A 12,791-nucleotide genomic window follows, 5' to 3' on the forward strand; every position below is an offset into this window, starting at 1 on the left:
TAAGGAACAAAGTAGTCTGCGAATAATAGCTTAAAGTAAAAACACATGAGATATTCTCATGTGTTTTTACTTTTTTATTTATATTTAGGAATTTCAATCGTCAATTTATATGAATCTAACAAACTATACAAATTATAAATCTGTTTCACTTGTTTTGTTGCCCAACCAATATCAGTTGCGTACTGGTGTGAAGCATATCCATATTTCTCTGAGGCTGTGGGATTCCATCTCATTTTGTATAGCGTATCCTGTCCAGCAGAGATATATCCTTTGGCGATGAATTCAGCACCGCCAATGATTGCCGCTTCTGGAGTGAACCATCCTGCATTATAAGCATATTGTGCACCACTGCTTACCGCTGATCCATCATATGCTCCTACTCCATACATATTATAGACCGTTCTTCCATTCACCTTGACACCTGTCGCTAACGGTGAAGTCCCGTTCCCCGTCTCCAACAAAGCGTGTGAAATAAGATAAATCTCATTTACCCCATATTTTTCTCCTGCCGAAGTGAAGGTTGCAGCATGGCCTTGTAAGATACCTTTACCCGAAAGGATTCTATCATTCACTTCAGAAACATTCATGTTGGTCAATTGAGAGAGCTTAACGAATTGGAACGAATGGACTGGATCATTCACAAAATTATCAGGGTTGATATTATATTTTATATCTTCTGGACTAGCATTTACCCATGTCTTGTTATAATTCACTTCATACCAATAGTATCCGTCAGAGCCCTTTACTTTTGATTTAATATCCAATGATTGATTATTGCTGACAGCCCCCACTACCCAATAATTAGATCCGGCTCCGCCCCTTACACGCCAACTGGTTCCTTTTACCGTGCCTTTTGTTGAATTGATTAAAGTTAACCCATCCTCACGTATGTAGGTTTTATACTTTTTATCCGTTTGACCATTTACAGCCATTTGAATTTCAACCATCTTGTCCATCGTAAGATTATACTCTTTATCAACCCTGATGATCGTTCCATTCGAATTCCCTGGACTTTCTGGTGCTTTGGCTGATAAATATTGCGAACTTACATATCCTGTCTTTCCATTCGCCGTGATTCTTGACCACCCATTAGACTCCGAATAAACTGTTACTGCCGTATTGTTTACAAGTTTAGCTATAATCGAAGCTGAAGTTGATGCTGAAGAGCGCATATTTAAATTAGAGCCATCAACCACTTTTACATATTTAACTACCGTGGTTTCTTCATCGTCTGGATCCGGATCCGGGCTTTCCGGGATAGAACCAGGCTTCGTTGTTGATAGATATTGCGTACTAACGTACCCTTCTCCACCATACGCTTTAATTTTTGACCATCCATTCGATTCCGATATGACTTCTACCTCTACACCTTTTGCCAATTTCACAATGATGGAAGCGTCTTCTGACGGTTTATTCCGCATATTGAGCGTCCCCGAACTTACATTTACATATTTCGTCGTCGTTTTTTCAGGTATAGATGGTGTGGATTCCGTTTCTGGCTTTGTTGTCGATAAATATTTGGTACTGACATACCCGTCTTTTCCATCAGCCTTGATTTTTGCCCAACCGTTGGATTCTGAATACACCGTTACCTGCGTGCCTCTCGATAGCTTCGCGACTATGCTGGCACTTTCCGTCCCACTTTTCCGCATATTGAGCGTCCCCGAACTTACATTTACATATTTCGTCGTCGTTTTTTCAGGTATAGATGGTGTGGATTCCGTTTCTGGCTTTGTTGTCGATAAATATTTGGTACTGACATACCCGTCTTTTCCATCAGCCTTGATTTTTGCCCAACCGTTGGATTCTGAATACACCGTTACCTGCGTGCCTCTCGATAGCTTCGCGACTATGCTGGCACTTTCCGTCCCACTTTTCCGCATATTGAGCGTCCCTGAACTTACATTTACATATTTCGTCGTCGTTTTTTCAGGGGTGGATGGTGTGGATTCCGTTCCTGGCTTCGTTGTCGATAAATATTTGGTGCTGACATACCCGTCTTTTCCATCGGCCTTGATTTTTGCCCAACCGTTGGATTCTGAATACACCGTTACCTGCGTGCCTCTCGATAGCTTCGCGACTATGCTGGCACTTTCCGTCCCACTTTTCCGCATATTGAGCGTCCCTGAACTTACATTTACATATTTCGTCGTCGTTTTTTCAGGGGTGGATGGTGTGGATTCCGTTCCTGGTTTCGTTATCGATAAATATTTGGTACTGACATGTCCTTCTTTTCCATTAGCTTTGATTTTCGCCCAACCTTTAGATTCCGAAAACACCGTTACCTGCGTACCTTTCGATAGCTTCGCTACTATGCTAGCAGTTTCCGTTCCACTTTTTCGCATATTGAGCGTCCCTGAACTTACATTTACATATTTCGTCGTCGTTTTTTCAGGGGTGGATGGTGTGGATCCCGTTACAGGCTTTGTTGTCGATAAATATTTGGTACTGACATGCCCGTCTTTTCCATTAGCTTTGATTTTCGCCCAACCTTTAGATTCCGAATACACCGTTACCTGAGTGCCTTTTGAAAGCTTCGCGACTATGCTCGCAGTTTCCGTCCCACTTTTTCGCATATTGAGCGTCCCAGAACTTACATTTACATATTTCGTCGTCGTTTTAACAGGGGCGGATGGTGTGGATCCCGTTACAGGCTTCGTTGTCGATAGATATTTAGTACTGACATATCCTTCTTTTCCATTGGCTTTGATCTTCGCCCAACCTTTGGATTCCGAATATACCGTTACCTGCGTGCCTTTCGAAAGCTTCGCGACTATGCTGGCAGTTTCCGTCCCACTTTTTCGCATATTGAGCGTCCCAGAACTTACATTTACATATTTCGTCGTCGTTTTAACAAGTACTTCAGCTTTATTTACCGTTCCTGGCTTCGTTGTCGATAGATATTTAGTACTGACATATCCTTCTTTTCCATTGGCCTTGATCTTCGCCCAACCTCTGGATTCCGAATACACCGTTACCTGCGTACCTCTTGTCAGCTTCGCTACTATGCTTGCACTATCCGTTCCACTTTTTCGCATATTGAGTGTTCCGGAACTTACGTTTACATATTTCATCGTCGTTTTAACTGCGGTAGTAGCTGTGGTTACCGTTACAGTCTTCGTTGTCGATAGATATTTGGTACTGACATATCCTTCTTTTCCATCAGCTTTGACCTTCGCCCAACCGTTAGATTCCGAATACACCGTTACCTGCGTACCTTTCATCAACTTCGCTACTACGCCGGCGTTTTCAGATGCACTTTTCCGCATATTGAGCGAACCTGAACTTACATTTACATACATGTTACTAGTTTCTATAGTACTTATTTGTTCTGCAGGTAGTGGAGCTGCAGATATTTTTTCTTCGAAAGCAACTGTAGACAATACTGCAAAACAGAAAGTCGGTATAATTAATTTCTTCATTCCATTCTCCCTACTAAAGAATTATATTTTTACCATTTATTTAAATATCGGTTAAAATCATAGTTGTTTTATAGGTATTTATCCTTATTCGTTTAAAAATATATCATATTTCCTAGTGTCTTCAGATCTATAGAATCGATTTTAACAAAATAGTAATCTAACAGACATTTAAGTAATCAAATAGATATAATTGTAATATAGTCCACGTCCCAAAGTTAAAACGGAAAAAATACGCTATTGGATGACAAATAAAACCGAGCAGAATTAATGATGAATGCAAAAAAAGCCCCTCTTCCAGAGGAGTTATTTAGAAAAAATATGAAGATTTAGTTTTGAATTTATTACTCACTTCAGAACAGCCTAACTCCAATTGAAATAATAATTAACGTTCGACTAAATAAAAGCACATTTTTAAAAAAAGTCCGGAATATATATGTAGAGTAAGACATCCAATCCTTTTGTTTGACGCTTTGTCATAATAAACTATATAATTACTTATATATACTTATAGGAATCCTTCTGTTAAGGGGAGTAGCTATACAATAAAGTCGTCAATACAGGATTTTATCCTCGGCTTTATTGGCAACTAATTTTCAGTTGTTTGCAAGACCTTGCCGATTATTTGGTGAGGTCTTTTAATTTTTAAAGACGGTATAACCAACAATCGGTTATACCGTCTTTTTTATTGAAAAGAATTTGAAGCGATAATACTACTAATAGAGGTGAAAAGTATGCAGCAATATAGTGAATTAGCTCAAAGTGTCAAGATTTCTCATGATAAAAATAATACATTACTAGATGCCGATCATTCTTTATCACTTATTGGAAAAGGCCGAAGTGCTTATGTATTTAGAATACATTCTACCAATAAAGCAATGAAAGTGTTTTTTCCGAACCATACTCACACGGCTAAAGTAGAAGCTGAGATATACCAAACTGTTCAATCTATCGAATACTATCCAACTCTTTATGACGCGGGTGAGAATTATTTAGTTATAGATCACATCGAAGGCAACACTCTTTTTGAATGTTTAACATTAGGAATTCCGATAACGGAAGAAAACATAAAAGAGATTGACCATGCATTACAATTAGCAAGGAAAGAGGGATTAAATCCTTCAGATATCCATTTAAGAAACATCTTTATCACTTCTGAAAAGAAGGTGAAGATCATTGATGTTGCAAGGTTTAAGCAAGTGAAATCCTGCAATCAGTGGCACGACTTGAAAAGTGCTTTTCATCTCTTCTATTCGAAGTCATTTTTCCCGAAGAAAATCCCTAGCTTTATACTGAATTCCATAGCAGCGATTTATAAAAAAAGATTCTTACCCATCTAATCATCACTATAAAATCACATTGGAGGAACATATGAAAAAAATTATAACCATTGCTTTTATGTCCATCCTTACATTAAGCGGGTGCTCGCTTTTGGGAGAAGTCAATTCATCATTGGAATATGCAGATAATGCGACAGGGTATGTAAGTACAGTTAAGGAATTTGCCAATGAAGTGCCCGCATTGTCCCAAGATGCCGTCACTGATACCGAAGCAAGAGAAAACCTTGAAAAAGAACTACAATTGATGAAAACGGAGATTGAAGAATTTAATGCAACTGAACCACCCCAAATAGCAGAAAGCATCCATGAAAAAATCGTCAGTTCTAACCAACAGCTGTCAGATGGAATTGATTTATACCTAAATAATATTGAAAATGGTCAATTCGACCCCGAGGCACTAGAAAATTCAGAGATAATGAAATCCATCGAGAATATAACAAGTCTGGCAAACCAAATTGAAGAATTGGGTAATTAAGCAGACGGGCTGGATTGTTTTAAGCGCAGTATTTCTCTAAAATCATGAATAAAAATAAATGCATGGAGACAAGTTATCATTGACATGAAACCAAAAGGTTTTATATAATCAACAAAAGCGAAACCAAATGGTTTTATATTTATGATAAAAAAGGAGAATTATTATGGAATCAAATCAGAATACACTACAAGATGTAAAGAAGACGGTTATTCTTGAAGCACCCATCCAAAAAGTTTGGGATACAGTTTCGAATGCCGAGGGTATAGCTTCATGGTTCATGCCAAATGATTTTCAGCCGAAAGTGGGACAGGAGTTCCATGTACAATCACCTTTTGGCCCATCTCCTTGTAAAGTATTAGAGATAGATGCTCCACATCGGCTCTCGTTCTCCTGGGATACGGATGGTTGGATCGTTTCGTTCATTTTAAAAGAACTGGATGGCAAAACGGAGTTTACCCTTATTCATGGCGGTTGGAAAGAGCCTGACACGATTCTTCCGAAACCGAACGAAAAAAGCTCGATCATTCGCGATAGAATGGATCATGGCTGGGAACAGATCGTTAATCAAAAACTTAAAAAGGCTGTTGAGGGCTAAGTGTCTGCAGCAGAAAAGCATGATGTATTTCAGGCAATTGCAGACCCAACCCGCAGAAAGGTCCTGCAATTGCTTGCTGAAGGGGATTTGCCCATTTCAGAAATCACTTCTCACTTTTCCATGAGCCGTACAGCGATTGCCAAGCATCTTCATATCCTTTCTGAAGCTGAATTGGTCAGTGGCCGGAAGGTCGGAAGAGAAAAACGCTTTCGGCTTCAGCCAGAACCTTTAGCGGAATTGAAACAGTGGCTTTCTTTTTATGATCAATTTTGGGATAACAAACTATCCATCCTTAAACATGTGATTGAAAATTCAGGGGAAAATGGATTGAAAGTCATCGAAAAAGAAAAGGACACGGATGAACCATCATAATGAAGAAAACCCCCGGCGCATTGCACCGGGGGTTTTCTTTATAAATTTATGCATCCAGCTCAACATTGTGTTCTTTGCGCTTCCTGATGACCATTGTTAGCAATAAGAGTAGGTTAAATACAATTATGCATCCAGTCAGGAACACTATACTGGCTGTCAATGCACCCGCTCCAAGGCTCGTACTCATCGCTTGACGGAAGCCCATGACAGAGTATGTCATTGGTATGAACGGGTGAACCGAACTGAAGAAGTTATTGGTCAGCTCCACAGGGAACATTCCTCCGCTTGCACCTAGCTGTAATACAAGGAATATCATCGCCAATAAACGACCTGGATTTCCAAATCCTACAGTCAAGAAGGTAACGATGAACATGAAGGTAAGTGAAGTCAGTATGGAAACCCCAATGAATTGCCCCATATTTTCGACCTGTAAATCCATTCCCCAAATCATGATCGCATCCAACACTAATGCTGAAAGCGTTGCTTGGATAAATAGGACCGTAAATTTACTGAACCACCATGCCACTCCTGATGTAGGTCTTGTAGAAGGCAACCCTGTCGGGAATCCCATATTGAAGGCAATAGCTCCTACAAATAACCCAAGAGATAATACATAAGGAGCCAGAGCATGACCATAATTAGGAACGTCACTGCTTTTTTGTTCTTTAACCTGTGTCGGTTCAGCAATCATGCTGTAATTATCATCGGTTGTTTTATTTTCACTTATTTCTTCTGCACCATCACTTAATTTTTCCGTAAGTTCAACCGTTCCATCTTTTAGTGAGGAGATTCCATCACCCAATTTACCGGAACCTTCAGCAAGTGCTGATGAACCTTCATTGATCTTACCTGCGCCTTCAGCAAGCTGGACGACTCCATTGCTTAAAGTAGGCAGATTGCTTGCCAATTGTTCAGTGCCATTAACAAGTGCTGATGAGCCCTCGTTCAAGGCTGCTGAGTTGGCATTCAGTTGATTGGCCCCATTAGCAAGTTTGTTTGCCCCTTCGCCAACTTGGCTAACACCAAATGCATACTTCTCAAGACCATCCCCAAAGGAGGATGACCCTGCTTGAAGTTGTGAAACCCCATCAACCAACTGACCAGAACCCTCAGTTAGTTTTGACAGGCCATTATTTAACGAGGAACCGCCTTGTGCTAACTGGTTGATCCCCTTCACTAGTTCTGGTGTCTTTTCATTTAAACTTTGTGTTGCCGCCGTTAATTGATTGCTGCCTTCAACAGCTTCATTCAAGCCGCTATTTAATTGGGTTGCACCAGGAATCAATTGTTCTTCCAGCGCGTTCCTTATTGCCGTATATCCGTTTAACGCTGAAACGGCGTTTGGATTGACTTTATTCACCGCATTATTTAAATTGGCCACTTGTTCTGGAAGCTGGCCTAATCCATTCAATACTGGCATTACTTTATCCGTTAATTGCGTTGATAAGTCGGATACACTTGCAGCAAGAGTCGATGCAATTTGTTTTTGTGCTTCCGCCTGGTTTTGAAGTTCATTTTGTATGGCTCCGATTAATTCGGATTGTTGTTCACTGGTCATGCTTTTGAATGCTTCCGTGTTTTGAACGGCATTGATTGTTCTTTGTCCATTATTCGCAATCGTTGATTGAAGTTCCGTTAAAGCTGCTTGGCTATTCTGGAGATCTTCAGTAATGCCAGATACGGTACCGGACGTGCCGCTTCCTGCTGGAACCGCTTCTTGCAATTGATTTACACCGCTTTGAATGCTTGTCAGTCCTTGCTTAAGCTGACTCAGCTGTTCTTCTCCGGGCAATTGGCCATCCATTTTTTTCAGGCCGTCATTTAACGCCTGGCTTCCTGCTGCCAGTTTATTGATTCCCTCATTTAAACTCTGCTGACCTGCTGCCATTTTTGGGATTCCTGTCGATTGGTCCGTCAGCTGGCTTGCATTTTGTGATAATTGATTCAACCCATCATTCAAATTCGCACTGCCTGTTTGCGCTTGTGCCAATCCAGTATTTAAAGTTTGGGCTCCTGGAACCACTTTAGCCAGTCCAGTGGAAAGTTGGGATGAACCTTGTATAAGTGCTTCACTATTATTAGTTAATTCCCCTGTGCCTGATGCGAGTTCGTCCGCACCCTTTTGCAACTGACCGACACCGGAAGTGTATTGTGAAATTCCTTTATTTAATTCCGACGCTCCACTTTCAAGTTTATTGGCTCCTTCTAAAAACTCGCCAACGCCAATTTGAAGCTTATTCGCTCCATCTTTAAAAGTTAATGTACTGGAAGCTAATTTATTCAGATTTTCTGTCACTTCTTTGTTTCCATCATGCAGTTTTTCAGCACCCTCATCCAGTTTTGATGCCCCGTCTGCTGCATCGCCGAATCCATCTCCGATTTCAGCCAGTTGTGAGAAGATCGCTTCAGCATATTCTTTTGTGACACTTTCAGCAATTTCCGTTTTCAAATTATTCGTTGCCTGTTTTCCGACCGTTTCAGAAACGAAACTGCGACCAGGATTCACGTCATATGTTAAATTCATTTTTTGGGGCTTATCATCCATGACGGTTGAAGCATTTTTCGAAAAGTCCTCTGGAATGGTGACGACCATATAATATGTACCATCATCAAACCCTTTTTTCGCCGCTTTTTCCGTTACGAAATGCCATTCTAAATCATCATTGTCCTTTAATTGCTCGACTAGCTCATTACCGACAGTTAAGGTTTTACCCTCATACTCCGCCTTCACGTCCTTATTCACGACTGCAACAGGCAATTTACCTGTATTTCCGTATGGATTCCAAGCAGAACTAAGGAATAACCCCCCATAAATAATCGGAACGAACAGTAAAACGATTGCGACACCGAGCAGTTTTCGATTTGTAAGGAAAAGCTTCCATTCTTGTTTAAGCATGTTCACTCTTTTTCACCTTTCTTTTTCCGCAGTACTTCACTCAATGACGCCGAATTCCAATTAAGAGTCGGTATGTCCGTGGTGCCAAAGCTCTCTTTAAGCAAATCTGCTACTGTTTGTCTGGAAAAGAACTCCATTAAAAGTTCATCCGCCTGAGAAAACATCCTTCGAAGGACGTCCATCCCCTTCTCTGCATACTCTCCATCTTTAAACGCTTTTTCTATAAGTCCCGTATCCGGAAACATCGAAATGGGTCCTTCCATCGCTTCAATAATTTCAAGGTTTTTAATCTTATCTACACTTTTGGCAAGAGAAAGGCCGCCATTATTACCAGGAACGGAAGTGATTATCTGCTTAACGACCAATTTCCTTATGATTTTTTTCAAATAAGAAGGAGACACCTCTAATCTCCTGCTGATCTCATTAGACGAAAGCGGTACATTTTTATCCTGGGTAGAGAGTATAACAATGATGCATATAGCTTGCTCGACCCCTTTTGTTAATTGCAAATCAGTTCACCTCTTCAAGTATGTATGTGGATGTTTGGTATCCATAATGGATATTCGGTATCTATAATTAAAACTCGTTTCACTATAAAAATCAAGTTATTTCTAGAAAAAATTTCTAAAAAAGTTGAACCCCGCATGACAGCATCATGCGGGGTTCACTTTACCTAAAGTGTTTTTATAGGTTATTTAAAAATTCATTCACTGCCTCTGGAGTTTTAGCGTTTGCACTGTGTAAATGAGCAATCTTTTCACCATCTTTAAATACTAATAAAGATGGAATTCCCATAACCGTTTGCTCTTCAGAAATCTCAGGGAACTCATCACGATCGATTGTAAACCACTGTTTATCTTGATGTTCTTGAGTGATTTCATCGATGAACATGTCTAAACGTTTGCAGTCTGGACACCATGTAGTCGTAAAAATCCCAACTGTTAGTCCCTCTTGTTTGATTTGTTCACGGTATTCTTGTTCTGCACTAATATTTTTCATGATTTTCTCCTCCGAGCTTTTCTTATCATCATACTTTAATCCATGAATTAATGTACTCAAGGATTAATATATAATTAATTCCTTCACAGTACAAACGGTTTATCCTGGACCTATCTTACTATTGCTCGGTTTATGTACCTTTTCTATGCTTTGGGCGAAACCACCATTTCCTGGTCCAAATCTCTCGTATATGAATGAGGAAATCCTTGAAATGAATTCCCTATTTTCATCAATGAAAAGATAGTGACAGCTTTTTTCAAAAATAACCAACTCACTGTCAGGAATCTGGCAAGAAAATAGATTGGTTTCATAGAATTCTCCTCTTATCTAATGATATTGGCTAACGGTAATAATACCTTTTCTAATTCTCCTGGTGAAACGTATTCTTGACCTAAAAGTTTTTTAATAAAACTCAAACAAACATCTCCTTTAATAAAGGCTCTTTTGTATGTATTTGAGGATTTTACTAGTCTAATAATAAAAAATATATAATACTACAAAGGTTCAATAAATTGCCCATATTCAATTTTATTCTCAGGTATAATCAGAGTAGGGTTAAAATAAAGAGGTGGAAATAATGGATACTATTCAAGAAACTATCAAATTGGCTGGTTGGGGCAGAAAAAAGGCTATGGAAAAACAAATAGAAATGTTTGAAAAAAGTTTGCAAAAGGGGGGGAAATTACTTGGTGCAGGAGCTGTGAATGAATATAAGAAAGCAATCTAGTCGATACTCCTGAAGTTTCACCTAGTTATTTTATTGGGGTAGATGGAAGGCAAAAAAGAGAAGAGAATAATTTTAATGTTTTCTAGGGGGACGTAATGAAAAAGATTTTGTACACTGCAATCCTAACTTTGATAGTACTTACTATGGGTGCTTGTAATAATACTAATAATATTTCCAAATCCAAATCAGATAATACACTATCTGAAGCTAAGTTGACTGACAGAGAAAAAGACATATTATCAACAACAACTGATCAGTCATTTGTATTCGAATATCATATGGCTGATAGTACATATAAAGAAGTATCTGTATGGGTTGAAAAATATGAGTCCGGTAAAAGGGTTGAAGATAAAAAAATTCACGTTACTGCTGGGCTAAAAAATAATGGTACGATTATCTTTGCAACATCGACACCAACTTCTCACCAAAATGAATCTATGTTTAGTGTCAGCATCAATAGTAAAGGTGATACGACTACAGGTAGCAACTTGGAAACGATTACGAAGGAAGGTTCTGGACAGAGCAAATCTTTAAAAATTTCTGAAATCAACACCGAGAGCGTTATGAGTGTTTGGGGAAGCAATGAAGCAGAAAACATTCTGATTTCAGATAAGATGGTTTTAGCTAGTGTAGGGTATTCCTATGGTGAAGGTAGTATGAGAACACTTTCCCAAGATTTTTATAGCGATATGGACCATCACATTAACGAGATAAAAGACTTTGATGTTGTTTATCTACTGAGAAGTGAATTTACTAAATAGATTGAAGAAGACGGAAAATAGGACCCATAATGGTCCTTTTTCTTTTGTAGAAATATTTACAATTCATTTAAATATCTAAATACGTTCAACAAAAAATTTTTCCGGATTTGCACAGAACCCAAAATATGGTAATATTAGCCTTTTGTGATAAAGTAAGAATAAGGCTGATTTAAGAAAAGGAAAGGGATGAAAAAAATGAAAAAAATAGTAGGGATTTTCACTTCAATAATTATTCTATTTGGCGGATATTTTTTATTTAATAATGCTCATAAAAGAAAACCAAAATCTATCAAAACATGGACGAGAAAGTCTTTATATCGTCGAATCGCAGTTTCAACTCTCTCTTGCTCACACTTCATAATCCTCCTTTCTGCCGTCGAAAGTTATGTGATATTACTTTTATTCTAGCAATCCGCATGCCAGTGTTTAAATATTCTGTAAATAATTTTTAAGATGGAGGTAAGAAGGGAGAATTCACTAGTAATGTTCGATGGGCAAACTTAATATCGAGGACCAATTAGTTGTATTGAGCAGGGAGAATTCTTCTTTATTAGTAAAATTTTTTTTACACGTAAAAAATTTTTTATCCCTTAAGGCTTCGGAATTTTATACTTCTCCGAATGTCCATGGAGTATGTAACAAAGTACTAAGGAAGGGAAAAACCTATAAACCAGATGATTCCATGAAAAAAAGCCACTAATTTAGTGACCTTTTCTACATCAATCATTATTTATATTGGAAGAGTAAGTTGCCATGAAACACCGAACTTATCAGCTACCCAGCCGAATTTCTTACTAAAGGAATAATCAGCTAATGGCATTAGTACTCCTCCACCATCTGTTAAACTCTCATAAATCCTGTCAATTTCTTCTTCAGTATCACATGTAATAAACAATGAAAAAGAAGGTGTAAATGTAAATTCATGCTTGATATTACTGTCAATGCACATAAATTCCTGACCCTTTAACGTAAAGGTGGCTTTCATGACGCTTCCCTCAGCACCTGCTTCATTTGCTCCATACCGAGTAATGCTGGTTATTTCCGAATCTTCGATTAAAGATGTGTAATAATTCATGGCTTCTTCTGCATTTCCTTGGAACATTAAGAATGGTGTAACCTTTGTCATTTATCATCAAACTCCTTTTTATAGCTTCTGTTATTTTAAACAATGGATTTTCCAATAAGAAAAACGGATCATAATTTAGGG

The 12,791-nt window shown here is 38.7% G+C and carries 12 protein-coding genes; 6 read left to right on the forward strand and 6 right to left on the reverse strand.

Annotation, left to right across the window (positions count from 1 at the left end; all coding sequences use genetic code 11):
- Positions 1 to 74 precede the first annotated feature (74 nt).
- Positions 75 to 3,422, reverse strand: coding sequence for an SH3 domain-containing protein (locus JFV29_RS30760; protein WP_242486938.1), 3,348 nt, complete (start codon positions 3,420 to 3,422; stop codon positions 75 to 77).
- Between the two features lie 731 nt (positions 3,423 to 4,153).
- Here JFV29_RS30760 and JFV29_RS24155 point away from each other — a divergent pair.
- The 4 genes from JFV29_RS24155 to JFV29_RS24170 all read left to right on the forward strand — a co-directional run bounded on the left by JFV29_RS24155 (position 4,154) and on the right by JFV29_RS24170 (position 6,201).
- Positions 4,154 to 4,759 carry a protein kinase family protein gene (locus JFV29_RS24155; protein ID WP_056520214.1) on the forward strand — a complete coding sequence of 202 codons (606 nt, stop codon included), beginning with the start codon at positions 4,154 to 4,156 and terminating at the stop codon, positions 4,757 to 4,759.
- A 31-nt stretch (positions 4,760 to 4,790) separates the two neighbouring features.
- Positions 4,791 to 5,234 carry a DUF6376 family protein gene (locus JFV29_RS24160; protein WP_201186857.1) on the forward strand — a complete coding sequence of 148 codons (444 nt, stop codon included), beginning with the start codon at positions 4,791 to 4,793 and terminating at the stop codon, positions 5,232 to 5,234.
- A gap of 163 nt (positions 5,235 to 5,397) precedes the next feature.
- On the forward strand, positions 5,398 to 5,829 hold the full coding sequence (locus tag JFV29_RS24165; RefSeq protein ID WP_201186859.1) for an SRPBCC family protein: 432 nt from the start codon (positions 5,398 to 5,400) through the stop codon (positions 5,827 to 5,829).
- On the forward strand, positions 5,830 to 6,201 hold the full coding sequence (locus JFV29_RS24170; protein ID WP_053347811.1) for an ArsR/SmtB family transcription factor: 372 nt from the start codon (positions 5,830 to 5,832) through the stop codon (positions 6,199 to 6,201). It abuts the gene before it with no gap.
- Positions 6,202 to 6,247: 46 nt separating this feature from the next.
- Here JFV29_RS24170 and JFV29_RS24175 read toward each other — a convergent pair whose 3' ends face one another.
- The 4 genes from JFV29_RS24175 to JFV29_RS24190 all read right to left on the reverse strand — a co-directional run bounded on the left by JFV29_RS24175 (position 6,248) and on the right by JFV29_RS24190 (position 10,407).
- A complete protein-coding gene (locus tag JFV29_RS24175) occupies positions 6,248 to 9,097 on the reverse strand; it encodes a YhgE/Pip domain-containing protein (protein WP_207205174.1) in 2,850 nt (949 codons plus the stop codon).
- Positions 9,098 to 9,099: 2 nt separating this feature from the next.
- Positions 9,100 to 9,606, reverse strand: coding sequence for an RrF2 family transcriptional regulator (locus JFV29_RS24180; RefSeq protein WP_053347813.1), 507 nt, complete (start codon positions 9,604 to 9,606; stop codon positions 9,100 to 9,102).
- Positions 9,607 to 9,781: 175 nt separating this feature from the next.
- Positions 9,782 to 10,156 carry a thioredoxin family protein gene (locus JFV29_RS24185; RefSeq protein WP_274607080.1) on the reverse strand — a complete coding sequence of 125 codons (375 nt, stop codon included), beginning with the start codon at positions 10,154 to 10,156 and terminating at the stop codon, positions 9,782 to 9,784.
- Between the two features lie 83 nt (positions 10,157 to 10,239).
- A complete protein-coding gene (locus JFV29_RS24190) occupies positions 10,240 to 10,407 on the reverse strand; it encodes a hypothetical protein (RefSeq protein WP_201186863.1) in 168 nt (55 codons plus the stop codon).
- A 266-nt stretch (positions 10,408 to 10,673) separates the two neighbouring features.
- Between JFV29_RS24190 and JFV29_RS24195 the strand changes: the two genes are divergently transcribed.
- Together JFV29_RS24195 and JFV29_RS24200 are read left to right on the forward strand one after the other, a co-directional pair.
- Positions 10,674 to 10,823, forward strand: coding sequence for a hypothetical protein (locus tag JFV29_RS24195; RefSeq protein ID WP_201186867.1), 150 nt, complete (start codon positions 10,674 to 10,676; stop codon positions 10,821 to 10,823).
- Positions 10,824 to 10,918: 95 nt separating this feature from the next.
- Complete coding sequence (locus JFV29_RS24200; protein ID WP_201186869.1) at positions 10,919 to 11,584, forward strand: hypothetical protein; 666 nt, start codon at positions 10,919 to 10,921, stop codon at positions 11,582 to 11,584.
- A 730-nt stretch (positions 11,585 to 12,314) separates the two neighbouring features.
- Here the strand turns inward: JFV29_RS24200 and JFV29_RS24205 are convergent.
- Complete coding sequence (locus tag JFV29_RS24205) at positions 12,315 to 12,710, reverse strand: VOC family protein (protein WP_201186870.1); 396 nt, start codon at positions 12,708 to 12,710, stop codon at positions 12,315 to 12,317.
- Positions 12,711 to 12,791: the final 81 nt, after the last annotated feature.

The sequence above is a fragment of the Peribacillus sp. TH16 genome, from assembly GCF_016651095.1.
GTDB lineage: Bacteria > Bacillota > Bacilli > Bacillales > DSM-1321 > Peribacillus > Peribacillus butanolivorans.